This is a genomic window from Aeromonas lacus, from assembly GCF_000764665.1.
GTDB classification, from domain to species: domain Bacteria; phylum Pseudomonadota; class Gammaproteobacteria; order Enterobacterales; family Aeromonadaceae; genus Aeromonas; species Aeromonas lacus.
This window is the reverse complement of the sequence record NZ_JRGM01000129.1, coordinates 29,862-54,559: the sequence shown is the minus strand read 5'-3', so window position 1 is coordinate 54,559 and position 24,698 is coordinate 29,862. Positions and strand designations below refer to the sequence as shown.

Sequence of the window (24,698 nt, the reverse complement as noted above, 5' to 3'; positions counted from 1 at the left end):
GAGGGGGAAGCTTGTGTGGCAATGTGTGACAAACGGAAACAATAGAGGGGCCCGCCGGCCTCTCTGGTCACCCTTGCGGGTATCCCTTCTCATCAGGGATGGCGCAAAATCCACCTCTGCCGTGATTGACGATCTGCCTGCAAAAGGAATCAAATGGGGACGACACATATCTGCGGCGGGAAACCTGCTGCCCACTCCCCCGGACCAGGAGCCCCCCTTGCTTTCATCCACCGAACAACGCTTCTGCTCAAGCTGTCAGCGCGAGACCAACCATGTCGTGGTGCTGGTCGACAAATCCTTTGGCCAGCAGCTGACACCGGAGCAAAAGCGCAAAGCGTTTATCAAGGACTTCATTACCGGCTGGGCCGCCGGCCCCTTTCTGGCCAACATGGATCGCTTTGAACGCCACGCCATCTGTGAAAATTGTGGAAATAAAGTCATTGATTAATGAAGAATGAGGAGTAAAACGACTTGTTTTTTTTGGGGGGGTGGCGACATCACGATGGCAAACCAACCCGGAAAAAACGCTCCGGATACCCCGCCCGCTTCGCAGCCCGTGACCGGTGATAAAAAGTGAGGGGCCGACTGGCCCCTCATGCTCACGGCGCTTTCGAGGCCGCTCGCTTGCCCACCAGCCGGTGCAGCAGCTTGTTGTATTTCGCCCAGGAGTGGATCAGCAGGAAGATGCCGAACAGCAGGACCAGAAACAGTTGCCCCACCTCGATGGCATCCAGCGAACCGATAAAGCTCTCATCCTCCTCCGTCTCCAGATAGTTGAACCAGGGTTGCAGCGCCAGAAACAGCCAGCCCCCCCAGGTCACCAGCAGGATCAGCAGATCCCGCAGCCGGTACTTCCAGCTGCGCCGGGCGCCGTTGCTGATGATCATCTCGTTCGCCAGCTTATGTTTTGTCACGGAACGACTCTCCCCTGTCAGGACTCTCCCAAACAGCCAGCTGGCCACGGCGACGCAGGATCGCCTTGGGCACCGCCACCACCACGGTCACCAGATTGAGCAGCCAGTAGATAAGCGGATACCAGACACACCAGATAAAGCTGCGGGCCATGCGCTTGTCGTAATGGTTGTCGATAAGGATGCTGACCCCGAACTGCATCAGACAAATCGCGGTCATCATCACCCCGGTCCACTGGAACAGGTGACCCACCGCCAGTCCGCTCACGTCAGGCTCAATCAGCCAGATCAGCGCCAGCAGCAACATGCTGTAGCACCAGGCAACACTGGAGAGATACTCCAGCAACAGCAGCCAGAAGCGGCGGTTGCGCCAGCGCATCGCCTGCAACCCGTAGCGCAGAAACACCTCGGCCCCCCCCTGCGCCCAGCGCAGCCGTTGCTTGTAGAGACCGCGTACCGTCTCGGGCATCAGCACCCAGCAGAGCGCCTGCGGCTGATAGTGGATGAGCCAGCCGGCCAGCTGCAGCTTCCAGCTGATGTCGATGTCCTCGGTCACCATGTCATTGCTCCAGCCACCGACCGCCTCGACCGCCTGCTTGCGAAAGGCCACCACCACCCCGGAGACGGTGAAGACAGTGCCGTAGATCCGCTGGGCCCGCTTGATGAGGCCGATGATGGAGCTGAACTCGCCGGTCTGGATCTTGCCGATGATGGTGGAGCGGGTGCGCACCCGCGGATTGCCGGTGACCGCCCCGACCCTCGGGCTCTCGATGAAGTGCTTCACCATCCAGCGCACCGCGTCATAGTCCAGCACCGCATCGCCGTCGATGCCGACCAGGATCTCCCCGCTGGCCACCGCCAGCCCGTTGTTGAGCGCCATCGCCTTGCCCTGATTGTGCTGGTGGAGCACGGTCAAACGCGGATCCTGCAGCGCCAGCCGATCCAGCCGTGCGCCGGTGTCATCCTTGCTGCCGTCGTTGATGGCCAGCACCTCGAAATCGGGATAGCGCTGGCGCAGCAGGTGGCCGATGGTCTCCTCGACATTGGCCCCCTCGTTGTAGCAAGGCACCATTAACGTCACCTTGGGGTAATAGGGGAGCTCCAGCCCCCGCTTGGCCAGCGCGATATCCCTTCGCTCCCACTGAAAGTAGTAATAGAGACCGCCACAGACCCACACCATGGCCATCAAACTGGGATAGGCCAGGGTAAAGATGGCTATCCCTTCCAGAAGCGCCTTCACCGCATCGCCTCCCCTTGGGTGGCTGCAGCGCCACTGACAGCGACCTGCGTCGCCGGTAGCTGGGCTGGCTGAGGCTGGGTCTGCACCGAGAAGACCGGCTTGAGCACGGCCGGATCCGGATGGTTGTTGTGAAAATCATCCGGGTAGTAGCCAAAGTTGGTCACCCCCTTGCGCTGGATGATCTCCATCCAGCGCGCCAGCTCGGCATCGGGGATGGGCTGGTCGGTACGCCAGTTGCGGCTCTGCAGCTCGAACACCAGTCGATTGGCCGGCACCTGCGCCAGCGAATCCTCCGCCAGCTTGGCCAGCCACTCATCGGGGTGTTCCGCCTGCTCCATGTACGGCATGGCCATCACGGCGGTGTAGTCATAGGCCTTGGCAAACGCCGCCATGCTCTGGGCAAACCACTGCTGGGATTGCGGCTCGGTCACCAGCGCCGCATAGATGTTGCGGGCAGTCTTGAGACCGTCGGCGCCCCCCTGCCGATAGCGGGCGGCGGCATCGCGCAGCGCCATGGTGAAATCGATCAGCAGATCGGTCTTCTGCTCCCCTTGCGCCTGCAGCGCATCCGGGGTGCGAGCCAGCGGCATCGGCCCCTCGTAGTCGCTGAGGAAGGCGTCGTCATGGAACAGCAGGCCGTCAAACTTGGTGTAGAAGCCAAGATCTTCGTAGATATCCAACAGGATCTGGCGGCTGGCAGGATCCCAGGGCGAGAGGCGCAGATACTGCCCCTTGGCCGGAGCGCCGGTACGACTGTCGGTGACATAGGCGTGGTTCGGCCCCATGTCGTAGGCCATCACCGGCATCCAGGCGAACACCTTGACCCCGGCCCGGGTCTTTAGCTGCCAGGCCACCCGGTTGAAGAGATCCGCCTTGACCGGCATATGACGGTTGGGGAAATAGAGCGCCTCCGCCACCCCGTCGCCGTTGTCATCGGCATAGGCCTGCAGATAGACGGTAGTGATGCCGTAGCCCTTGATCCGATCCAGCAGCATGTCGATGTTCTTGTTCATCTGCTGCGGATCCTTGTCGTAGACATAGTCCAGATCCACGTGCACCAAGCGCTCCACCTGTCGCTCCCAGGTGTTGCCCCCCATGATCTCGTCCAGAGTTTCGAGGCTGGTGTCCTCCTCCAGCAGATAGCGGCGCACCGTGCTGCCCGAGTCACTCAGCTTGTTGAGCCCTTCCGCCAGGGTGAAGGTGTAGGGCATCCCCGCCGCACTGGCCAGCTCCAGCGCGGTCTGGTTGAAGGCGCCGTAGGGCCAGACCAGGATCCGTGGTGCCCGACCGGTCTGCTCCCGGAGCTGGCTGGCCGATGCGTCAAAGTCGGCTTTTATCCGGGCCCGGTAGTCGGCCATGCTCTCGTAGCCATTCTGGCTCCAGCCTGCGGTGGTGACCGCCGGCTGCACGTTGCCCTGCGGGTTGGCGAGCAGCCCGTAGTGGGAGGTGAAGGTGTGGGAGGCCAGCTCCACCAGTCCGGAGTCCTGCATCTCGCGGATCTGCGGCCAGCCGACGAAGTAGCTGCGTGGCAGCTTGTCATTGCCGTACGGGACCATCTTGTCATCGGCTACATCCAGCCAGCTGCCCACCAGCGCAAAAACCGCCGGATAGTTGTAGAGCTTGAGCAGCGGATAGACCAGCCGGTAGAAGCTCTCGTAACCATCATCGAAGCTGAGCAGGATCGCCTTCTCCGGCAGCGGTGCCTTGCCCGCTTTGGCATCCAGGATCTGCTGGAAGCTGACCGGGTGATAGCCCTGCTGCTTGATCCAGTTGAAATGGCGGATCAGGGTGTCGCGCCGGATGGTCTGGGGATAGAGCTTGAGGTTGGGGGTCAATTTCAGATCGACGATATCGTGGTAGCAGAGCACCACATAGTCATCGGGTTGCCGGGCCGCCTGCGTCAGCGAAGGCAGCAGCGCAAGCAGTAAAACGAAAGGGGCAAGCCAGCGTTTCATCACATGAAACTCCATTGCAGATTGGCGAAGATGAAATTTCCGAACTCGGGGTTGCCGTCATAGATGGCCTGACGGCGGCCCAGGCCATAGCCCAGGCTGAGGGCGGGAGAGAGGATCCAGTCGTGGCGATAGCTGAGCTGCCACCCCTGATCGCTGCCATAACCCTGCTGCCAGTAGTGGTTGCCACTCATGGTCAGGCTCTGCAGCAAAGAGCGACGCCCATCCAGCGGCAGTCGATAGCGCCCCGCCAGCTCCAGCTCCAGATTGCGATCCTGCTGGGGGTTGAAGTAGTCGACTTCCACCGCCTCGTTGCGGGAGGTGGCGCCGCGCAAGGTGGTATCGAACCACCAGCGATCCCGGCGCCAAAGATCCTGACGCAGCCAGCCGGAGGCGGTCAGCCGCCGGTTTCCATCGCTGATATCCATCCGCTCCAGCCGCAGTGCCCCCTCGCGGGTCTCATCCTGACGCCAGCCCAGATCGAGCTGGTATTGATCGGCGTAGTTGCCGCGTGCCAGCGCCCGCAGCGGGGTGTCGGCACTGTTGAGATTGATGGCAGTCCCCAGCGTCCAGTGATCATCGAGCCGCCAGTCGAGGCGACTCCACAGATAGCCTTTGTGGTTGAGCTCGCTGCCCGCGCCCCCCTCCAGCGTCAGTTGCAGCGGGTAGAAAAAGATCTCGGCCCCCAGCCCGGTATAGGCGGCGCGCTCGGGCTGCTGGTCGAACTCGCCAAAGCTGCCCTGACGGCGAACAAACAGCCGATCACCACCATCGCTGCGAGCACTGTAGAGGCGGCTGTCGTAGCTCCAGTCACGGCTGGCCTGTACCGAGCCCCCTTCGTTGCGGCCATGGGTCAGGTCGGTGACAAATTGCGGCGCCTGTTCCAGAGTCAGCCGCTGCTGCAACTCCTGACGATCCCGGGTCAGGTTGCCAAGGGTGCGCACGGCCTGCGGCGTGCCCTGCCAGTCGCCCTTGTCGAGCCGGGCGTTGAGGCGACCCGGCTCAGCCAGCACGGTGCGTCCGGCAGGCAGCCAGCGCACCGCCTGCTGATAAGCCTGCTCGGCCCCGTCGGGATGACCCCGCCAGCGGCGGATATCCCCCAGTTGCAGCCAGAGCCAGGGATTGGCAGGCGCGCTCTTCAGCCACCCTTCCAGCTGTTGCTCTGCCGCACCCGCCTCACCACGCCAGGCCTGCAGCAAAGTTTTCAGCTGCAATACCTTCTCGTAGTCGTCGTTGGCCATCCGCATGTTGCCGGTGAAATCCCAGCGAGTCGGTGGCTCCTGCCAACCGGCCAGCAGACCCTGTGCCGCACCATAGCGCTCACCATCCGAATAGGCGTAGAAGCGCTTCTCCAGCAGGCGCTTGTCTTTGGCCCGTGCCGGGGTCGCCAGTTGCTGGTAAATCAGGGAGGCCTCATCCACCCGCCCCAGCCCGGCCAGTGCATCGGCGCGCGCCTCCAGCACATAGTCGGGTAGCGGCCCTTCGGCCTGCAGCGTAGCGGACTCCCGTTCGGCCCGGGCAAAATCGCCAAGGGCCACCAGCGTCACCACTACATCGCGACGGGCACTGATATAGAGCACATGATCGTGAGGGGCGCGGGCCAGAATCCGCTCTTGCAGCGCAAGCGTGCGGGTCAGGGAGTTGCGGGCCAGCGCCGGATCTTCGGTCTGGGCCGAGATCCGCAGCAAATTGACCACCTGGTAGTAGTCGAGCCAGAGCCGGTCGACCGGTTTGAACAGCTTGGGGTAACGACCCATCAGATCCGCAGCGGCAGGCCCCGCCCCCAGGCTAACGGCTACCCGATAGAGCGCCAGCACCTGCTCGTGATTATCCGGTTCCAGCTCCAGCCACTGCTGGCGGGCCAGCAGCTCGCCCATGGGATCCTCACCCTGACGGGCGGCATAGATGCGGGCTTCGAGGATCGCCTGATCGCGGCCAAAATTGGCCTCATATTCACCCGCAGCGTGGCGGGCCAGCTCGCGGTTGCCCTGATCACTGGCGGTGAGAAACAGCCCGAGCCAGCCATTGCGGTTGGCGGGATCGCGTCCCTGCAGGATGCGGTAATAGCTGATCGCCTCGGAGTAGCGCTTCTCGTCGCGGGCGGCACGGGCTACCCCTTCCAGCGTACTGTTGCTAATGGGGCTGAGCTCGCACGGCTCACAGGCGGCCAGCGCCCCCTTGCGATCACCCCGCCACAGCAGCACGGCAATCAGATCATCGAGCACCTTGCCATCACCACTTTGTCGATAGAGAGCATCCAGCCCGTGCGCTGCCGCATCCAGCTCTCCACCCCGGGCCTTGATCACCCAGGCTTCACGCACTCTGTCCACCTCACTGGCGCACACCAGCAGGGGCAGCAGCGCCAACATCAAAAAGATGCGATTCATTCGCAACATACCACCCATAACAAACGCTGGTCGTATCGTCCCTGCACGGCCATGCGGATATACACACCCGTCCGCTCCTGCCTGACGAGCAAGAGGGCTTCCTGACTTGTGTGCTGATTTCGAGGGTGAAAGGCGGGCAATGGGCCAGCACCTTTCCTATGTGCGGCCCAGCCATCTCCGGGCGGAGATCTGAGGCTTTCCGAACCCGATTCACATCGGGGGTGGCAAGGAGGGCGATTCTGCAACTGTGGACAATTTAGTCAACACAGGCAGATGGGAATGGTTCTCAAGCGGGTGAATAGAACAATCTTTATGCACAAAGATAACTACAGAAAACATTATTAACAAAATAAACAAAAACGCGAGGCGATAAGGTTCCATGAGCTTGTGGCCTACTCTGCACAGGCTTATTCATATGAATACATATTTAATCTGGAATCCGCATACCAAAACCATCATGCGACAGTCTGTGTCGTCAACATTTCTACAGCTGCACCAGCCATCGCCGCGAACATACATCAGAACCACGCCAAGAGTGCCCCCGGCTCAAGAACCGGGAGCATTCCAGCTTACGCAACAGAGGCTCGTGCGCTGTGGCTCAGGATCCACGCCTCGAAATCGGCCAGCATGCGGGCTTCCGACTCGCGGTTGTCGGCGATGAGCTCGGCGCCGTGTACCACCCGGATATGGGCATCGAGCGGGCGTCCCTCGCCAGCCGCGGGGCGCTGCTGAGCGGCGGCCATGCAGGCTTGCGCTTGCAGCCATGATTCAGCCGCGCTCAGGTTGCATGCCTCGGCCAGCGGCACTGCGCTGAACCCCTCGCCAGTCAGGCTGCGCAAAGTCTCATCGTGAGTCATGCCGTTGCCCGGCCCCCAGTAGTGGGCGGCCAGATCCGGCCCGATACGCGGGTTGTCGGTGAGGTAGCCATCGCGCTTGAGGAAGTAAGCGCGGGTCTGCTCCACCGCCATCAGCGCCAACAGGTAGCCGTGATAGGCGCAGGCCGACTCCTGATTAAGGAGGTGCGGAATGGCCAGCAACGGGCGCGGGCTCTCTACCCCGAGGATCTTGCGCTCCCACTTGCGGGCCAGCGCCAGCACCGCCTCGGGGGTGCGTTCAGCCTCATCCATTGCGTAGAGATCCCGCTCGAAGTAGGCCACCAGCGCGATCTGGCGTTCGTTAAAAGCGCGAAACGGCTGACGCGCTTCGATCATCTTCTTGATAAGCGCATCGGGGATCGACTCTCCTGCCGCATTTCTGGCGTAGCGTTTGAGCCAGTCGGCATCGTCCAGCAAGCTGTCGCAGAACATCGACTGGGTCTCGGCATAGGCCATCGACGTGGGCGGGAACTCTTGGGAGAAACAGGGCGCGTTGCCGGTGACATTGGCAAAGTGCGCAGCGTGGCCCCCCTCGTGGAACAGAGTATTGAGGCCACTCCACCCACTGCCCACTTGTGCCGGATCGGCCAGGCTGGTGAAGTTGACCACCGCAGGCACCCACTCCCCTTGCTGGAAGAAGCTCGGTACCGGGCCGTGGCAAAAGCCGTTCTCGTATTTCCCCTCCCGGGTCAGCAAGTCCAGCGTCAGGGTTGCACCGCGATACTGGATGCCGAGCCGACGGAAGCTCTCGACCCAATCTCGCAGCGCCCGCGAGAAGGGCACGTAAGGGTCAAGCTGGCGGGTCACATCGCCGCTCACGCTGTAACGCAGGTTGTGGGGCAGCAGAGCCGCCTCGCCCTTGGCCGCTTTCAGCTCGGCCAGACTCTGCTGTAACCGGGCATCGGTGCGGGCAATGAAGTCGTCGAGGATGGCGAACAGCTGATCCGGGCTCATCTGTTCGTTCTTGCGCACCTTGTAGGCGAAGTAGTCGCGATAGCCCATGGCGCGGGCAAAGCGGTTGCGCAGCGCCACCACCTCGAGAAAACCGTTGCAGACCACCCACTGCTCCAGGGTGTGGAACATGGCGATGGCGCTTTGGCGCACCGCCTCGTTCGGGCTGGCGGCCAGCGAGGTGCTGGCGGCAGGCAGGCTGCCAGCCACCTGCTGGCCCTGCTCATCCAGCAGGGTCAGTTTCAGCCCTTTGCGGCGGGCAAACAGATCCGCCTCGGCGGCCACCAGCTGGTCCATCAGAGCGGCGGCAGCGGGATCCTCGATAACGTTGCACTCGAAGAAGGCGATCCAGCCCGCCAGACCCCGTTTTAACTCCTCATCTTCGGCAAGGGCGTACATCTTGCGCAGTTCCGGCAACCGCTCCGGATTAGCGCAAAAGGCCTTGTAGGCTTGCTCGGCTGCGGTAAACCCGGCCTGATCGTCGCTGGTGCCCATGTAGGTGGCCCAGAACAGATCCTCCTTGCATCTGTGAGCATGCAGATAGTCGCGATTGAGCTGGTCAAAATACTCTCTGGCAATCGAACTCATAAATTCCCTCTTGTCGCAGGAGCGCTCCGGATGGCCCCTATTCTGGTTGGTTAAATGCCAAGCTATTCACATTTTTCGGCAAATTGAGCGAAGAAACCCTTTTCAGCATGTTACCCGAAAGCGGGCTGTAACCTCTGCTGACTATACTGATGTTAAAACGCTCATTTAAACAGGCTCGCCAAGCCACTGAAAGTAAATGAATTGTTAAATGAGCAATTGAGTAAGAGAGATAGAGGCTACCGCTGTATCGAGCCACCATAACATCAACGGGATAACGAGGGTTTAGTCATGTTCAAGCTCGGTGATATCACCGTGAGCCGCAAATTGATCTTGCTGCTCACACTTGCATTTGTCGGTTTCGTGTCACTGCTGCTCATCTCCGCCAACGCACTCCAGCGCAATCTGATGAGTGAACGGGAAGCGCGACTCAATGCCGTGCTGGGACAGGCCATGAGCCAGATCCAGTTTCTGGCCAGCACCCTGCCGGCAGAGCAGGCACAGCAGGAAGCGCGCAAGCTGCTGACCAACATACGCTTTGATGGCAACAACTATTTGTTCGTCATCGATGAGAGCCGCAAGATGCTGGTGCATCCCATCCGGCCCGAGCTGGTCGGCCAGACCATGGGAGAAGGTTCGGGCGCCACCGCAGGGCAGTTCTGGTTCCAGATGGTCGACATCGCCCGTGGTGGCAAGCAGGGAACCCTGCAATATATCTGGACCGGCCCGTCCGGGGAAACCGCTGACAAACTCTCCATGGTGTCGGGCTATCAGCCCTGGGGCTGGATCCTCGGCACCGGCATGCTGCTGCAGGACATCCACCAGACCATCTGGGCCCAATACATGAAGATGGGCAGTGCCACCGCCATCGTCATTGTGCTGATGGGACTGCTGGGCTGGCGCATCACCCGCTCCATCGTCTCCCCGCTTAACCAGATCAATCACGCCATGCAGCGGGTCGCCAGGGGCGATTTGGTGGTTACCATTCCGGTGCAGGGCAAGGATGAGCTGGGCATGGTGGCACGCTGCACCAACCAGAGTCTCGATGCCATCCGCCACGCGCTGCTCGAGGCAAGCCAGGGGGCCCGCAACGTGGCCGATGCTGCTCTGCGCATCGCCGCCTCCGCTGAGCAGACCAATCAGGCGGTCACCAACCAGCGGGATCAACTGGCCCAGCTCGCCACCGCGATGAACGAGATGAGTACCACCATCTCTGACGTAGCGGGCCATGCCGAGAACACAGCGCGCGACACCCAGGAAGCAACCGGCGAGGCCGGGCTCGGCAACCGGGATGTGCACGCCAGCGTGAACGGCATCAAGGCGCTCGCCAGCGAAGTGGAGCAGGCGACCCAACAGGTCAATCAGCTGAAAGAGGGGGTCATGCAGATCGGCGAGGTGACGGCTGTCATCAGTGCCATCTCGGATCAGACCAACCTGCTGGCCCTCAACGCCGCCATCGAGGCAGCCCGCGCCGGCGAGCAGGGCCGTGGTTTTGCCGTGGTGGCCGACGAGGTGCGCCAGTTGGCCAGCCGCACCCGCCAGTCCACTGAGGAGATCCAGAGCACCATTGCCCAGCTGCAACAACGGGCCGTCAGTGCAGCCAATGCCATGGATGCCAGCCGCAAGCTGGCGGAGAGCAGCGTCGATCAATCCCAGCAAGCGGGCCAGGATCTCACCCTGATCGTCAACCACATCCAGCATGTGAGCGACATGGCAACCCAGATCGCCACCGCCGCCGAGCAGCAGAGCATGGTGGCGGAGGATATGAACCGCAACGTCAGCGGCATCAACGACTCGGCGCTGGAGATGTCACAGTCCGCCTCGCAACTGGCGCAGGAGAGCGAACTGCTGGCCGGTCTCTCCCGCAGCCTGGATGAGCGGCTTGCGGTGTTCAAACTGGGCAAGGAGTCAGCTACAGCGCCAATGATGGCTCCTGTGTCTCCCCCCTCCGGAGAGCAGCGCGCCCGTCATTGATGGCGTCAACCCGTGTCGCCTTGTCACCCAACCTGCCAGCTCAGCTGGCAGGTTTTTTTACGCCGACAACACGCAAGAAGCATGCACCTTATCGGCATATTCAACGGCATTCGACGCCATTCAGAAACAAGATAACAATTTAAAAACAGTCAGTTAGAATGATTCACGTGCCGTTAAACGGTGCATTTAAACATTTAACTTCAAATAATTAATCAATGCAGTACACAATGCTGATGGCCAAACATTTGGCCCATCAGTAACCATCTAGTCATTTGGCAAACTGACCGAAAGGTCGGGACGCAAAGCCTCCGGTCTACAGACGTTTTGTCCAGGATAGCGGGGTTGCCACACGCAAGTGTGCATCGGGGAACTCCCCGGCCAACTGACTGCCCACATCTATCGAACAGAGGAATGTATGGCAGCAAAAATCCAACTCAATCACATCGCAACGGTGCTGGCCCTGCTGGCCAGCGGCAGCGCCCTGGCTCATGGCTACATCAGCCAGCCCGAGAGCCGCAACTACCTGTGCAAAACCGGCGGCAACAGCCAGTGTGGTGGCGTGCAGTGGGAGCCCCAGAGCGTGGAGGGCCCCTCAGGCTTCCCGCAAACCGGCCCGCAGGATGGTCAAATCGCCTCGGCGGGCAGCCCGCGCTGGAGCGAGCTGAACATCCAGACCAGCGACCGCTGGGCCAAGCGTGACGTACAGCCCGGCCCCTTTGCCATCAGCTGGACTTTCACCGCCAACCACGTCACCCGCAACTGGCGCTACTACCTCACCAAGCAGGACTGGAACCCCAACCAGCCGCTCACCCGCGCCTCGTTCGACCTGACCCCCTTCTGCGTCATCGATGGCAACATGGTGCAGCCGCCCAAGCAGGTAACCCACAACTGTATCCTGCCGGAGCGCACCGGTTATCAAGTGATCCTCGGCGTGTGGGAAGTAGGCGACACCAGCAACAGCTTCTACAACATCATCGATGCCAAGTTCAAAGATGGCAGCCAGCCGCCGCTGGAGTGGAGCCAGGAGGGCACCATCTACCCCTCCATCGACCTCGCGGTGGGTGACAAGGCGATGACCCGGGTATTCGATGCCAACGGCGAACGCCCCGAGTTGCAGACCGTGCTGACCATAACCACCGCCGAGCAGGGCCAGAAGAACAGCTGGGCCCACGCCCTCGCCAGCAAGATCAACGCCGAGCAGAGCCTGATCCGCGCCGGCCAGCAAGGAGCCGATGGCCAGTTCAATCCGGTCTATGGTATGAACCCCGTCTATCTGAAGCGAGACAGCAAGCTGGAACGGGTCGAGATTGACCTGCAACAGCTGCAACCGCCGGTGGTGGACAGCATCAGCGTCAGCGGTCTGGCCAGCGACTATGTGCTGGACAACGGCAAGGCAACCCTTGATTTCACCGTCACCGCGCAGGGCGATCTGGCCGTCACCAACACCCTCTATGACCACGGCGGCGTCGCCAAGGGTGAAAGCAGTGCCGACATCAGGGACAGCAGCCACACCTTCACCATGGCGCTGGAAGGGCTCAAGGCAGGTCACCACCAGCTGGTGATCAAGGCCACCCCGAAAGCGGGCGGCGAGACCATCCAGCAGACCATGGATCTGATGTTCAAGGAGCAGAGCAGCGGCGAATACGACTTCGTCTTCCCGAACTCGCTCAAATCCTATGCCGCCGGCACCAAGGTGCAGCAGCCGAAAAATGGCAAGGTCTATCAGTGCAAGCCCTTCCCCTACAGCGGCTACTGCCAGCAGTGGACCACCACCGCTACCCAGTACGAGCCGGGCATCGGCTCCCACTGGCAGATGGCGTGGGATGAAGTGCACTAACCCACGCTTGGCCACATAAAAAAAGGGCGTCCTCTCTAGCAGGGGACGCCCGGAAAAATCAAACCTTGCGGTTTGCATACCAACGGAACCAAGACCTCACTCTTCACTTACTTCACACACTCAACACACTCTTCAAAACAGGGTTTGTCCATTAACCCTGCCATTTTCCTCCTTCGACAATCACATCATTCGGATCGGTATCAGGGCTCAGCTTGTCACGCACATACTGGTCATAGAGTTTCAGCAGGTACTTCTCCTCACCCAGTTTGGCGAGACGGTCATTGACCCAGTCACGCAGCTCGATATTGCCCTTCTTCACCGCCGGGGCGATGGGATCTTCCGAGCCCAGTTTTTCGGGCAATACCCGATAGCCCGGGTTCTCCTTGGCCCAGCTGAACAGCACCAGGTTGTCCTGGGCGTAGGCATCGCCACGGCCCTGCGCCAGCGCCTGCAAGGATTCGGTATTCTTCTCGAACTTGAGCACCTTCCACTCCGGATGGTTGCGGGTCAGCCAGATATCGGCCGTGGTGCCGGTGGTAACGATCAGGGTCTTGCTGGCCAGATCATCCAGTTTCTTGGCCGGGCTTCCTTGTGGCACCAGCACCTGTACCGCCACTCGCAGGTTCGGGTTGGTGAAATCCACCACCTCGCGCCGCTCCGGGGTCACCGTCATATTGGCGAGGATGAGATCCACCTTGTCGCTCTGCAGGAAGGGGATGCGGCTGGCTGGCTCCACCGCCACGAACTCGATCTTGTTCTCATCCCCCAGCAGATCCTTGGCGAAGCGGCGACCGAGATCGGTGTCAAAACCGACATAGTTCCCCTTCTCATCCACGTAGCCAAACGGCGGTTTGTCGGTGAAGACGCCGACGATGAGCTTGTCCCGCGCCTTGATCTTGTCGAGGGAACCGTCCGCCGCATGGGCAGCGCCGCTGGCGATACCCAGTCCCATAAGGCACTAAGCAGAACCGAGGTGATTTTTTTCATGCTGACTCCTTTCGTTTGATGACATTTGTATAAGAAAACTTGGCGAGGAACTGGCGCGCACGCTGGCTCTTGGGATTGTCGAAAAATTGGTGGGGGGCGGCCTGCTCCAGAATGTGGCCGCCATCCATGAATACGATGCGATCCGCCACCGCCCGGGCGAAAGCCAGCTCGTGGGTGACGATGAGCAGGGTCATGCCGCTGCCAGCGAGATCGCGGATCACCTCCAGCACCTCCTGCACCATCTCGGGATCCAGCGCAGCGGTTACCTCGTCAAACAGCATCACCTGGGGGTTCATGCACAGCGCCCGCACAATGGCGATGCGCTGCTGCTGGCCGCCGGAGAGCTGGCGCGGATAGTCGTGACGCCGCTCCCACAGACCGATGCGGGTCAGCAGCTGCTCGGCTTGCAGCAGCGCCTCTGCCCGCTCCCGCTTTTGCACCTGCAGGGGGCCGAGCAGCACATTTTCCAGCACCGTCAGGTTAGGGAAGAGGTGATAGCTCTGGAACACCATGCCGATCCGCTGGCGTACCCGTTGCCAGTCGGTGGCACCATCCAGCAGCACGCCATCAAAGCGGATCTCGCCCCCCTGAATCGGCTCGAGCCCGTTGAGGGTGCGCAGCAAGGTACTCTTGCCGCAGCCGCTCGGCCCCAAGATGACGATCACCTCCCCGGCGCGCACGCTGAGGCTGATCCGATCCAGCACCAGATTCGGGCCGAACTGTTTACTGACAGAACCGAGTTCAAGCAGAGGTGTCATACCGCATTACCCCATTGTTGCTCCAGCCGGCGCGAGGCGAGCGAGAGCGGATAGCAGACCAGAAAAAAGAACAGAAACAGCAGACCGTAGATAAGTACCGAGGCGTAGGTGCGCTCGATGATCTGCTGGCCCACCTTGATCACCTCCACCACCCCGATCAGCACCGCCAGCGAGCTGGTCTTGATGATGCGGGTGTAGATGTTGATGGTCGGCGGCGTCAGCCGCTGCAACGCCTGCGGCAGCAACACATGGCGATAGAGCTGCCAGGTCGAGAGCCCGAGCGCCAAGCCGGCCTCCTGCTGACCACGGGCGAGGGAGTTGAGGCCACCGCGCACCACCTCGCCTACCTCACTGGCGCCCCACAGGGCCAGCACCAGCACGGCGCACCAGAAGGCCGGCATATCGAGGCCGAAAAAGATCGGCAACCCGAAGAAAAAGAGATAGAGCCACACCAGTACCGGCACCACCCGAAACAGCTCGAGATAAAGCCGCAGCAGCCCCCGTACCAACCGGCCGCCCTGTTGTGCCAACACGCCGTAAGCGACACCGCCGAGAGTGGCAAACAGGATGGCCAGCAGCGAGATCGCAAGGGTCTGGCCTGCGCCCACCGCCAGCAGTGGCAGCGCCTGCGTCAGCTGCTCAGAGATCGAGCTGGCCATCATATTGATCCCTCCTTTCCTGCGCCTCGCTGGCGAGTGACTGCGGCCGCAGGAAGATAATTGCCCACATCGGGCTCCTCGCCTGCATCAGCGATTCAGTGACCGAACTGACCATATTGATCCCTCCTTTCCTGCGCCTCGCTGGCGAGTGACTGCGGCCGCAGGAAGATAATTGCCCACATCGGGATCCTCGCCTGCATCAGCGATTCAGTGACCGAACTGACCATGTTGCAGCATCCTTTCAACGACGCGCAGAGCGAGAGAGAGCGGCAGAAAGATCAGCACGCACATCAAGGTCAGCACCGCCAGCATCTCGTAGGTCTTGTAGTAGAGGGCGATGTAGTTCTTGGTGGTGTAGAGCAGCTCTGGCACCGCCACCGCCGAAGCCACGGTCGTCTCCTTGAGCAGGAAGATGAAGTTGGCAAACAGCGCGGGCAGAGTGGCGAGCCAGGCTTGGGGCAACTGCACGTGGCGCAGCAGTTGCCAGCGAGAAAGCCCGATGGCCCGGCCCGCCTCCAGCTGACTGGCGGGCACCGCCTGAATGCCTGCACGCAGCGCCTCGGTCAGATAACCACCGCCGAGGAAGGTCATGGCAATCACCGCGGTGGTAAACCCGGAGAGCGACAAGCCGAGCGCAGGCAGCCCGAAATAGAGGAAGAAGAGCTGGATAAGCAGCGGCGTGTTGCGAGCCAGCTCGACATATCCGCGGATCAGTGCGGTTAGCGGCCGTTTGTGCAGGCTCAGCAGGGCGACGTTGAGCAGGGCGACCGCCAGCGCAGTGAGGATCACTATGGTTCCCAGCTGCAAGGTGACCCAGACCGCCTTGCCGAAGGCGGGCAGCGTCGTAAGGATAAAGGGCAGATCCAGATTCATGCCGGGATCCTCCCGTCGCGCTGCAGACGCTGGGGCAGCACAGTGATCGCATCCGGGTACTTGATACCGGCACCGGTATTGAGCACCACCACCCGCTCCTGCTCCCGGATCCAGCCAGCCTCGCGCAGTTGACGAGCGGCAGCAAACGCGGCGGCCCCTTCCGGGCAGACAAAGCTCCCTTCGCGAGAGGCAAGCTGGCGGATCTCGCTCTGGATCGCCTTGTCATCCACCGCGATGGCGCAACCATTGGTGCGATAGAGGGCGTCCAGCACCAGAAAATCCCCCAGCGCCTTGGGTACATTGATGCCGAATGCCAGCGTCCGGGAGTCGGGCCAGAAGCTCGACTCGGCGGCTCTCTGTTGCCACGCCTGTACAATGGGCGCACAACCGCTCGCCTGCACGGCCACCAGCCGGGGCAGCTCACCCTTGACCCAGCCCAGCTCCTGCAGCTCGCGCAGCCCCTTGTAGATACCGATAAGGCCGACCCCGCCACCGGTGGGATAGAGGATCACATCCGGCAGGGTCCAGCCCAGCTGTTCGGCAATCTCCAGCCCCATGGTCTTCTTGCCCTCAATCCGGTAGGGCTCCTTCAGGGTTGAGGCATCAAACAGGGCGTGCTCCGCCACCGCCTGCGCCACCTGGCGACCGGCATCGCTGATCAGGCCATCCACCAGATAGAGACGGGAACCGGCGAGGGAGGTCTCCAGTCGGGTGATGGCGGGGGCTGCCTGCGGCATGACGATGGTGCTGCGCAGTCCGGCGCGGGCACCGTAGAGCGCCCATGCAGCCCCTGCGTTGCCGTTAGTCGGCATGGCAAAGTGGGTGACGCCGAGTTCACGAGCACGGGAGATGCCCACCGCAGCCCCACGGGCCTTGAAAGAGCCGGTGGGAATGACGCTCTCGTCTTTCATCCAGAGATCCGGAATGCCGATCTGCTTGCCCAGCGTGGGCAGCCGTAGCAGTGGGGTGAACCCCTCCCCCAGCGTCACAACATGGGCGGGATCCCGCACCGGCAGCAACTCGTGATAACGCCACAGGCTGGCCGGGCGACCCGACAATACCGCCGGTTGCCAGACTCGCTTCAGCGCATCGAGATCGTAACTGGCCAGCAGTGGTGCACCTGCCCGGCTCAGTTGCCAGGGCTGGTCGGCATCATGGATCTCGCCACTCTTGCTGCAACGCAGATGTGATAGGTAGCTATACGGCATGCTTTATCCTGAATGGATCGACTTTGGTCAGTCACTTATTCCATCCTGCAATCCAACTACCGGATAACAAACAAAATTAACTGGCAAATCTAAGTGAAAAAATTCATATGAAGCCGTCTGTTTTCGCTAGCAATATCACCTGACAGCAATGAAGAAGGGGAGCCATTGGCTCCCCTTCTCTCTTCTCTTCCGAACTCAAATCTGGAAGTCGATGGCGGGCTCGCTGCCCATGGCGCGGGCCTGTATATCCGCCAGCGCCAGCTCGGGGTTGCAGAGCTGGATAAACTGCCAGGCGAAGTTGTGATGGAACTGCCCCTGCTTGAGGCCAATCCAGGCGGTGTGGGGGGCAAACAGATGGCTGCCGTCGAGCTGCACCAGCCCCTGATCCCGCAGGGCATCGAACGCCATATCGGCCAGAATGCCGACCCCCATCTCCAGCTCGACGTAGGTCTTGATGACATCTGAGTCCTGCGCCGTCAACAGGATCTGCGGCTCGATGCCCGCCTCGGCAAAGGCTTCGTCCACCCGCACCCGCCCGGTCAACCCTGCTTGATAGGTGATGATGGGCCAGTTGGCCAGCGCCGCCAGCGTCAGCTCACTCTCGCCAGCGAGAGGGTGCTGCTCGGGCACCACGATATTGTGGTGCCAGCGGTAGTAGGGAAATGCCACCACCCCTTCGCTCTTGTCGAGCTGCTCGCTGCTGATGCCGATATCCACCTCGCCGGTCTGCACCAGCCGCACTATCTCCTCCGGGCTGCCCTGACGCAGCTCCAGCTGTACCAGCGGGAACTGCTCGCGAAACGCCTTCACCACCCGCGGCAGGGCGTAGCGGGCCTGGGTATGGGTGGTCGCCACCAGCAAGCGGCCCGAGTCGCGGTTGGCAAAGGTGCTGGCCAGTTTGCGGATGTTGTTGGCGTCATTGAGAATGCGCTCGGCAATCACCAGCAGCTCCTTGCCAGGCTCGGTCATACCGAGCAGCCGCTTGCCGTAGCGGATAAAGAGCTCGATACCGAGCTCCTCTTCCAGCTCGCGGATATGGCGACTCACCCCGGATTGCGAGGTAAAAAGGGCGTTGGCCACCTCGGTCAGGTTGTAATCCCGCCGCGCTGCCTCCCGGATAATTCGTAACTGCTGAAAATTCACCTTGTCGCCTCCTGCGAAGGGTGGGCGACACAATCTGGTCACCCCCTCATTTTTGTTATTTGGCCGGATCATGCCCCGGCAGAGCGCCTGAACCGGGCGGCCACACCGCCCGCAACACAGCATCAAATCTGGTAATCGGGATAGAACTGCGCCTGTCTGGCCACCAGCTTCACCCCCTGACCCGGAGCAAACAGCTTGGCCGCCTCCTTGGTCAGCTCCGCCTCGTAGTGGGCCCCTTTCGTTTCGCCATCGCCACGCAGCTCCACCCGAATGCGCGGCCCCATGGGTAGCAGACGGGTGATGGTGGCGCGGATCCCGCCCGGTGCATCGGCTGGCAAGATCTCCAGCTCATGGGGACGGACATAGGCGATGGCAGCACTGCCGTGGGCCAGATGGGAAGCCGATGGCCCGCCGAGCAGCTGCTCGCCGATGCCGAATCCCTGCTCGGCCACCCGACCGCGGAACTGGTTGACGCTGCCGAGGAAGCTGTGGACGAAGGAGCTGGCGGGCTGGTCGTAGACCTCGGCCGGGGTGCCGATCTGCTCGACTCGTCCGGCATTCATCAACACCACCCGATCCGCCACCTCCAGCGCCTCCTCCTGATCGTGGGTGACGAACAGGCTGGTGACATGCAGCTCGTCGTGCAGCTCGCGCAGCCAGCGGCGCAGCTCCTTGCGCACCTGGGCATCAAGGGCGCCGAAGGGCTCGTCCAAGAGCAGTACCTTGGGCTGCACCGCCAGTGCGCGGGCCAGTGCGACCCGCTGGCGCTGACCGCCGGAGAGCTGGGTCGGGTAGCGCTCGGCCACGTGGCTGAGCTGTACCAGATCCAGCAGCTCCTTGACCCGGGCGCGGATCGCCGCCTCGGCCGGGCGCTCGCTGCGCGGTTTGACCCGCAGGCCAAACGCCACGTTTTCGAACACCGTCATGTGGCGAAACAGGGCGTAGTGCTGGAATACGAAACCGACGTTGCGCTCGCGCACATGGAGATCCGAGGCATCCTCACCCCGGATGATGACGTGGCCAGAGTCGGCCTGCTCCAGCCCGGCGATGATCCGCAGCAACGTGGTCTTGCCACAACCGGAGGGGCCGAGCAGCGCCACCAGCTCACCGTCGTGAAAGTCGAGGTTGATGTCTGCCAGCGCCGCGTACTGATTGAAATGCTTGTTGAGTTGTTGAACCTGAATGCTCATGGCTGCCTCTTTAAAACGGTGATTCAGTGAGATTTGGTGGGCTGACCACGCAGCCGGGCCAACAGGGTTTCACCCAGCAGGGTGAAGATCCCGAACAGAGCCAAGAGGCTTGCCACCGCAAAGGCGGCGCCGGTCTGGTACTCGTTGTAGAGGATCTCGATATGCAGCGGCAGGGTGTTGGTCTGACCGCGAATATGGCCGGAGACCACCGACACGGCGCCAAACTCCCCCACCGCCCGGGCGGTACAGAGCAGCAGGCCATACATCAGGCTCCAGCGGATGCCGGGCAGGGTGACGCGCCAGAACATCTGCAGGCCGCTCGCCCCCAGCATGATGGCAGCCTCCTCCTCTTCCGGGCCGCGTGCCTCCATCTGGGGCAGCAGCTCGCGCACCACGAACGGCACTGTGATAAAGGTGGTGGCCAGAATGATCCCCGGCGTCGCGAAGATGATCTTGATGTCATGCTCGCTCAGCCAGTCACCAAACCAGCCGCGGCTGCCAAACAGCAGCACCAGCATCAGACCGGCAATCACCGGCGACACCGAAAATGGCAGATCGATGATGGTGATGAGCAGCTGACGACCGGGAAAGCGGAAGCGGGCGATGGCCCAGGCCGCCGCGATCCCGAACAGCAGGTTGAGGGGAACGGCGCAGAGGGTCACCAGCGCGGTGAGGCCAAGGGCGCTCAGGGCATCCGGCTCGCTGATGGCGTGCCAGAAGAAGGCGAGCCCCGGCGTCAGCGCCTGAATAAAGACGGTGGCCAGCGGCAGCAGCAACAGGGCGGCAAACCAGCCTAGACCCACCGTGATCAGCAACCACTTGACCCACTGGGGTTCGCGGATCACGACCGGCGCCTTGCGAACGGGGGCCGCCTCCACAGGGGCCACCTCAATGGCGATAGCAGATGAACTCATATCCGGCTCCCTCCGATGCGAGACCAGCTCCAGGCCTGCAACTTGTTGATTAGCAGTAACAAAATGAATGAAATCAGCAGCATCACCACGGCGATGGCGGAGGCACCCGCGTAGTCGTACTCCTCCAGATGGCTCATGATCATCAGCGGCGCGATTTCGGAAACCATCGGCAGGTTGCCAGCGATAAAGATGACGGAGCCGTACTCCCCCACCGCGCGGGCAAACGCCAGCGCAAAGCCGGTGAGCAGGGCCGGCACCAGAGTCGGCCAAAGCACCCGCAGAAAGGTCTGCCAGCGATCGGCGCCGAGGCTGGCGGCCGCCTCCTCCTGCTCGTTCTCGGCTTCCCGCAGCACCGGCTGCAGGGTGCGAACCACGAACGGCAATCCGATAAAGGTGAGCGCAATCACCACCCCGATGGGGTTGTAGGCGAGTTGGATATCGAGCGGCGCAAGCAACTGGCCGATCCAGCCGTTGGGGGCGAAGATGGCGCACAGGGCGATGCCGGAGACGGGGTCGGCATGGCAAATGGCAGATCGATCAGCGCATCCACCAGTCGACGGCCGGGGAAGGTGTAGCGCACCAGGATCCAGGCCAGGATCAGCCCGAACAGACTGTTAAGCAGCGCCGCGATAAAGGCCGCGCCGAAACTAAGGCGAAAGGAGGCGAGCACTCGCGGCGAACCGATCACCTGCCAGAACTCGGCAGCACTCAGGTTGTTCACCGCGAACAGCACCAGTGCCGAGAGCGGTAACAGCACCAGCACGCCCAGATAGAGCAGAGTGAAGCCAAAGGTAGGGCCAAAACCCGGCAAGACAGAATAAGAACCAAATCGCATAACACATCCATCTGTTATGAATAATTTCAGATGTGGTGATTCTGCGCACTCTTCCTATCTGCAACAAACACCGTTTGCGACTTTGCTAATTACTTTTTTGTCTAACAACGGTGGAACAAGGCTTTTAGAGCGATCCAAATAAAAAAAGGTCTTTTATATAAATAAAAGACCTAAGAAATGGAGCAATACGGAGCGCAACATTCAAAGAACGGGGCATGGAGCAACCAACGAACGGAGCGATCGTCAGCCCTCCAACCACTTCACAGACAACTAGCGAAAACCGAGGGCGACAGGCCGGGCCGAAGTGACCTTGACCGGTGCCACCACCAGCTCGCCACGGCGATAAAGGGTACCCAGCAAATTCAGCCCCTGATGCCAATCCCCATGACCGGACTGGGCATTGATATGGCCCGCCTCACCGGCATCAAACAGCGGCACCTGCCACTGACGACTCCAGTATTCGGCCCGCTCAAAGCTCATCCAGGGATCGTTGCGGCTGGCCACCAGCTGGGCCGACACCTGCAGCGGCCCGGCCAAGGCCTCATCCGCAATGCCAAAGCGGGCGGGATCGGCGGGGGCCACCAGAAAGATTGAGGCGACCTTCTCCGGCTGCAATCGGGCCGCCGCGATGGCGGTCAGCGCGCCGAAGGAGTGGGCCACCAGATGGACCCGGCTGCGGCGACTTTTCAGCTTGCTCGCCAGCTTGGCGCTCCAGACCCTGAGGTCTGGCTTGTCCCACGGCAGTCCTGTCATCCGCTGCCATTGGGGAAAGTGATCGTGCCAGCGGCTCTGCCAGTGATCCGGCCCACTGTTGTGCAGACCGGGAACCAGGAGGATCTTGTTCATCTTGGTGCTCCTATCGGCTGGCACAGGGGCCAGTTCAAAGGGGGTAAATGGAGTTATCTGCCTCAGCCACCGGGCTGGTAGATCTGGTCAAACAGACCACCCTGGGCGAAGTGCTTCTTCTGGGCCTTCTCCCAATCCCCTTCCAGATCCTTGACGGTAAAGAGGGCAAGTTTCGGGAACTGCGCCGCCGTCTCCTTCAGGATCGCCGGGTTGCTGGGGCGATAGTGATGTTTGGCGACGATATGCTGCCCCTCATCGGAGTAGAGGTAGTCGAGGTACGCCTTGGATACCGCTTCGGTGCCATGCTTCTTGGCCACCTTGTCCACCACCGCAACCGGCGGCTCCGCCAGAATGGAGACAGAAGGCACCACCAGCTCGAACTTGTCGCTGGCCCCCGCCTGACCAAGCACCAGCAGGGCTTCGTTCTCCCACGCTAGCAGCACGTCACCGAGACCGCGCTCGGTAAAGCTGGTGGTGGCGCCGCGGGCACCGGAGTCGAGCACCTTCACGTTCTTGTAGAGATCGCCGACAAACTGCTTGGCCCCCTCTTCATTGCCACTCTTCTTCAGGGCATAGCCCCAGGCGGCCAGATAGTTCCAGCGGGCACCGCCGGAGGTCTTGGGATTGGGCGTCACGATGGCCACATCCTTGCGCACCAGGTCGCCCCAATCCTTGATTTGCTTGGGATTGCCCTTGCGTACCAGGAAGACGATGGTAGAGGTATAGGGCGCTGCATTATTGGCCAGACGGTTCTGCCAATCCGCTGCGATAAGACCTTGCTTGGCAACGGCATTGACGTCATAGGCAAGCGCCAGCGAGACCACGTCAGCTTCCAGCCCGTCCACTACGGCGCGAGCCTGCTTGCCGGAGCCACCGTGCGACTGGCTCACCACCACATCGTCACCGGTTTTGGCCTTCCACTCCTTGGCAAAGGCAGAGTTGTACTCCTGAAACAGCTCGCGGGTCGGATCGTAGGAGACGTTGAGCAGGTGCACTTCCGCGGCGTAGGCCTGGCCAAAGGCCAGCACGGAGAAGAGGGAGAGAGCGGTCATTCGCAGTTTCATGGTGATACTCCATATCGTTGGGTTGAGAGCAGCATGCCGCGGAGTTGTTATGCCGAGAAGAAAGAAATAACTCTTTGCTTATCTCTTTTGCTCATATCAGGCAGCCAGCAACACGCCACAAGGAGCCAGACGCAGACTCTGTGAGCCATGCCCCTCTGTGACCTCAAGCGCTGTGCCATCATGGGAACAAGGCAGGCAGATGACGAAAAGGAAGTCGTTATGTGGATCAATGCAGAACCCGTCAACGGTGCCCTGGTCTCGCTGGCCATCGGCCTCATCATCGGACTGGAGCGGGGCTGGCAGGTACGCCAACTGGGGGATAACCAGCGCATCGCCGGGATGCGTACCTACGGCCTCATCGGCCTGCTCGGCGGGGTCTGCGGTTTGCTGCTGCCGACTCTGGGCCCCTGGCTGCCGCTGCTCGGCCTGCTGGCGGTGGTGATCGGCTGCGGCCTCTCGGTCTGGCTGGCCCAGCGCTGGCAGGGGGAGTTCGGCCTCACCAGCTCGGTGGCCATGCTGCTCACCTACCTGCTGGGGCTGATGTCGGTACTGCTGAGCCCGAGCGAGGCGGTCGCCTGCGCCGTGCTGGCGGCCCTGCTGATGGGGCTCAAGGGCAAGATCCAGCAGGGGATGCTGTTTCTGAGCGAAACCGAATTCCACGCCACCCTGCGCTTTCTGCTCATCTCGCTGGTACTGCTGCCGGTGCTCCCCAACGAGGAGATGGGGCCCCTCGATGCCTTCAACCCATTCAAGATCTGGCTGATGGTGGTGGTGATCGCCGGCATCTCGTTTTGTGGCCACTTCGCGGTGCGGCTGCTCGGCACCCGCGCCGGACTGGTGCTCACCAGCATACTGGCGGGACTGGCCTCCTCCACCGCCCTCACCCTGCAGTTCGCCCGCCTCAACAAGGAACAAGGGGGGCTGGAGCGACTGCTGGCTACCGGCATTCTGTTGGCAGGGGCCACCATGTGGCTGCGGCTGCTGGTGCTGGTGCTGCTCATTCACAGCGAACTGGCGATGCGCCTCGTCGCCCCGCTCGTATTGCTGGCGGCCACGGTCTACGGCTTTGCCTTCTGGTTCTGGCGCCAGCGCGAGGAGCTGACTGACGGCCCGGTCAAACCGGAAACCAGCAACCCGCTCGATCTGGCCACCGCTATCAAGTTCGGCCTGCTGCTGGCGCTGATCGGCTTTATGGCCACCCTGCTGCAAGACAAGGTGGGCAACTCCGGGGTCTATCTGCTGTCGCTGGTGTCGGGGATCACCGACGTGGATGCCATCACGCTGTCGCTCTCCCAGCTCTCCCACAAGGAGCTGGCACTGGAGGTCGCCGCTCGCGGCATTCTGCTGGCCGGGCTGGTCAACTCGCTGGTGAAGGGGCTGCTGGCCCTGGGGATAGGCGGTCGCAGTCTGGGGCTGCGCGTGCTGCTGCCCTACTTCGTCTCGGCCCTGCTGATCCTGCCGCTGATCTGGCCCACAGGTTGACGAGGATCACCTGCAACAAGTGACAAA

The 24,698-nt window shown here is 61.6% G+C and carries 19 protein-coding genes, 2 pseudogenes and 1 riboswitch; of the genes and pseudogenes, 4 read left to right on the top strand and 17 right to left on the bottom strand.

What is annotated here, in order from left to right; genetic code table 11:
- The first annotated feature begins 121 nt into the window (after positions 1-121).
- A complete protein-coding gene (locus LG31_RS0108330; RefSeq protein WP_238567508.1) occupies positions 122-448 on the top strand; it encodes a hypothetical protein in 327 nt (108 codons plus the stop codon).
- A 151-nt stretch (positions 449-599) separates the two neighbouring features.
- Here the strand turns inward: LG31_RS0108330 and LG31_RS0108325 are convergent, their stop codons facing one another.
- From LG31_RS0108325 to LG31_RS0108305, 5 genes are all read right to left on the bottom strand, one after another.
- Positions 600-914, bottom strand: a complete 315-nt coding sequence (locus LG31_RS0108325; RefSeq protein WP_033114009.1) for a hypothetical protein — start codon at positions 912-914, stop codon at positions 600-602.
- Complete coding sequence (gene pgaC, locus LG31_RS0108320) at positions 901-2,151, bottom strand: poly-beta-1,6-N-acetyl-D-glucosamine synthase (RefSeq protein ID WP_033114008.1); 1,251 nt, start codon at positions 2,149-2,151, stop codon at positions 901-903. Before pgaC ends, LG31_RS0108325 begins: the two co-directional genes overlap by 14 nt.
- Positions 2,148-4,106 carry a poly-beta-1,6-N-acetyl-D-glucosamine N-deacetylase PgaB gene (gene pgaB / locus LG31_RS0108315; protein ID WP_033114007.1) on the bottom strand — a complete coding sequence of 653 codons (1,959 nt, stop codon included), beginning with the start codon at positions 4,104-4,106 and terminating at the stop codon, positions 2,148-2,150. Before pgaB ends, pgaC begins: the two co-directional genes overlap by 4 nt.
- Positions 4,106-6,490 carry a poly-beta-1,6 N-acetyl-D-glucosamine export porin PgaA gene (pgaA, locus tag LG31_RS0108310; protein ID WP_238567507.1) on the bottom strand — a complete coding sequence of 795 codons (2,385 nt, stop codon included), beginning with the start codon at positions 6,488-6,490 and terminating at the stop codon, positions 4,106-4,108. The genes pgaB and pgaA overlap by 1 nt, the downstream gene beginning before the upstream one ends.
- A 569-nt stretch (positions 6,491-7,059) precedes the next feature.
- Complete coding sequence (locus tag LG31_RS0108305) at positions 7,060-8,904, bottom strand: M3 family metallopeptidase (RefSeq protein WP_033114006.1); 1,845 nt, start codon at positions 8,902-8,904, stop codon at positions 7,060-7,062.
- A 288-nt stretch (positions 8,905-9,192) separates the two neighbouring features.
- On the opposite strand from LG31_RS0108305, the gene LG31_RS0108300 reads away from it, so the two are divergent.
- Positions 9,193-10,875, top strand: a complete 1,683-nt coding sequence (locus tag LG31_RS0108300) for a methyl-accepting chemotaxis protein (RefSeq protein WP_033114005.1) — start codon at positions 9,193-9,195, stop codon at positions 10,873-10,875.
- A gap of 264 nt (positions 10,876-11,139) precedes the next feature.
- Positions 11,140-11,225: riboswitch (cyclic di-GMP riboswitch) on the top strand.
- A 65-nt stretch (positions 11,226-11,290) separates the two neighbouring features.
- The gene (gbpA, locus tag LG31_RS0108295) at positions 11,291-12,712 is read left to right on the top strand and encodes an N-acetylglucosamine-binding protein GbpA (protein ID WP_033114004.1); all 1,422 of its coding nucleotides are present in this window, start codon (positions 11,291-11,293) and stop codon (positions 12,710-12,712) included.
- Positions 12,713-12,863: 151 nt separating this feature from the next.
- On the opposite strand, the pseudogene LG31_RS0108290 reads toward gbpA, so the two are convergent.
- The 12 genes and pseudogenes from LG31_RS0108290 to LG31_RS0108240 all read right to left on the bottom strand — a co-directional run bounded on the left by LG31_RS0108290 (position 12,864) and on the right by LG31_RS0108240 (position 23,189).
- Positions 12,864-13,699: pseudogene (locus LG31_RS0108290) on the bottom strand (transporter substrate-binding domain-containing protein).
- A complete protein-coding gene (locus tag LG31_RS0108285; protein ID WP_033114003.1) occupies positions 13,696-14,457 on the bottom strand; it encodes an amino acid ABC transporter ATP-binding protein in 762 nt (253 codons plus the stop codon). Before LG31_RS0108285 ends, LG31_RS0108290 begins: the two are co-directional and overlap by 4 nt.
- Positions 14,454-15,116: an amino acid ABC transporter permease gene (locus tag LG31_RS0108280; protein ID WP_033114085.1), complete on the bottom strand. Its 663-nt coding sequence runs from the start codon at positions 15,114-15,116 to the stop codon at positions 14,454-14,456. Before LG31_RS0108280 ends, LG31_RS0108285 begins: the two co-directional genes overlap by 4 nt.
- The gene (locus LG31_RS21770; protein WP_274518915.1) at positions 15,097-15,231 is read right to left on the bottom strand and encodes a hypothetical protein; all 135 of its coding nucleotides are present in this window, start codon (positions 15,229-15,231) and stop codon (positions 15,097-15,099) included. The genes LG31_RS0108280 and LG31_RS21770 overlap by 20 nt, the downstream gene beginning before the upstream one ends.
- A 92-nt stretch (positions 15,232-15,323) precedes the next feature.
- Positions 15,324-15,989 (bottom strand): amino acid ABC transporter permease, encoded by a 666-nt coding sequence (locus LG31_RS0108275; RefSeq protein WP_033114002.1) that lies wholly within the window; start codon positions 15,987-15,989, stop codon positions 15,324-15,326.
- Entirely contained in the window at positions 15,986-17,197 is a 1,212-nt protein-coding gene (locus LG31_RS0108270; RefSeq protein WP_033114001.1) for a threonine synthase, read from the bottom strand. The genes LG31_RS0108275 and LG31_RS0108270 overlap by 4 nt, the downstream gene beginning before the upstream one ends.
- A 195-nt stretch (positions 17,198-17,392) precedes the next feature.
- Positions 17,393-18,340 (bottom strand): HTH-type transcriptional regulator Cbl, encoded by a 948-nt coding sequence (gene cbl, locus LG31_RS0108265; RefSeq protein ID WP_033114000.1) that lies wholly within the window; start codon positions 18,338-18,340, stop codon positions 17,393-17,395.
- Positions 18,341-18,462: 122 nt separating this feature from the next.
- Positions 18,463-19,530, bottom strand: coding sequence for a sulfate/molybdate ABC transporter ATP-binding protein (locus LG31_RS0108260; RefSeq protein WP_033113999.1), 1,068 nt, complete (start codon positions 19,528-19,530; stop codon positions 18,463-18,465).
- Between the two features lie 23 nt (positions 19,531-19,553).
- A complete protein-coding gene (gene cysW / locus LG31_RS0108255) occupies positions 19,554-20,444 on the bottom strand; it encodes a sulfate ABC transporter permease subunit CysW (RefSeq protein ID WP_033113998.1) in 891 nt (296 codons plus the stop codon).
- Positions 20,441-21,279: pseudogene (cysT, locus tag LG31_RS0108250) on the bottom strand (sulfate ABC transporter permease subunit CysT). Before cysT ends, cysW begins: the two are co-directional and overlap by 4 nt.
- 270 nt (positions 21,280-21,549) lie before the next feature.
- Positions 21,550-22,125: an RBBP9/YdeN family alpha/beta hydrolase gene (locus LG31_RS0108245; protein WP_033113997.1), complete on the bottom strand. Its 576-nt coding sequence runs from the start codon at positions 22,123-22,125 to the stop codon at positions 21,550-21,552.
- A 62-nt stretch (positions 22,126-22,187) separates the two neighbouring features.
- Positions 22,188-23,189, bottom strand: a complete 1,002-nt coding sequence (locus LG31_RS0108240) for a sulfate ABC transporter substrate-binding protein (RefSeq protein ID WP_033113996.1) — start codon at positions 23,187-23,189, stop codon at positions 22,188-22,190.
- Between the two features lie 219 nt (positions 23,190-23,408).
- Between LG31_RS0108240 and LG31_RS0108235 the strand changes: the two genes are divergently transcribed.
- Complete coding sequence (locus LG31_RS0108235; RefSeq protein ID WP_033113995.1) at positions 23,409-24,671, top strand: MgtC/SapB family protein; 1,263 nt, start codon at positions 23,409-23,411, stop codon at positions 24,669-24,671.
- The last annotated feature ends 27 nt before the right edge of the window (positions 24,672-24,698 follow it).

Bases quoted from the DNA above. Each gene is read 5' to 3' on its own strand.
- pgaB (WP_033114007.1), bottom strand. From the start codon at position 4,106: ATGAAACGCTGGCTTGCCCCTTTCGTTTTACTGCTTGCGCTGCTGCCT.
- pgaA (WP_238567507.1), bottom strand. From the start codon at position 6,490: ATGAATCGCATCTTTTTGATGTTGGCGCTGCTGCCCCTGCTGGTGTGC.
- LG31_RS0108305 (WP_033114006.1), bottom strand. From the start codon at position 8,904: ATGAGTTCGATTGCCAGAGAGTATTTTGACCAGCTCAATCGCGACTAT.
- LG31_RS0108300 (WP_033114005.1), top strand. From the start codon at position 9,193: ATGTTCAAGCTCGGTGATATCACCGTGAGCCGCAAATTGATCTTGCTG.
- gbpA (WP_033114004.1), top strand. From the start codon at position 11,291: ATGGCAGCAAAAATCCAACTCAATCACATCGCAACGGTGCTGGCCCTG.
- LG31_RS0108285 (WP_033114003.1), bottom strand. From the start codon at position 14,457: ATGACACCTCTGCTTGAACTCGGTTCTGTCAGTAAACAGTTCGGCCCG.
- LG31_RS0108280 (WP_033114085.1), bottom strand. From the start codon at position 15,116: ATGGCCAGCTCGATCTCTGAGCAGCTGACGCAGGCGCTGCCACTGCTG.
- LG31_RS21770 (WP_274518915.1), bottom strand. From the start codon at position 15,231: ATGGTCAGTTCGGTCACTGAATCGCTGATGCAGGCGAGGAGCCCGATG.
- LG31_RS0108275 (WP_033114002.1), bottom strand. From the start codon at position 15,989: ATGAATCTGGATCTGCCCTTTATCCTTACGACGCTGCCCGCCTTCGGC.
- LG31_RS0108270 (WP_033114001.1), bottom strand. From the start codon at position 17,197: ATGCCGTATAGCTACCTATCACATCTGCGTTGCAGCAAGAGTGGCGAG.
- LG31_RS0108260 (WP_033113999.1), bottom strand. From the start codon at position 19,530: ATGAGCATTCAGGTTCAACAACTCAACAAGCATTTCAATCAGTACGCG.
- cysW (WP_033113998.1), bottom strand. From the start codon at position 20,444: ATGAGTTCATCTGCTATCGCCATTGAGGTGGCCCCTGTGGAGGCGGCC.
- LG31_RS0108245 (WP_033113997.1), bottom strand. From the start codon at position 22,125: ATGAACAAGATCCTCCTGGTTCCCGGTCTGCACAACAGTGGGCCGGAT.
- LG31_RS0108240 (WP_033113996.1), bottom strand. From the start codon at position 23,189: ATGAAACTGCGAATGACCGCTCTCTCCCTCTTCTCCGTGCTGGCCTTT.
- LG31_RS0108235 (WP_033113995.1), top strand. From the start codon at position 23,409: ATGTGGATCAATGCAGAACCCGTCAACGGTGCCCTGGTCTCGCTGGCC.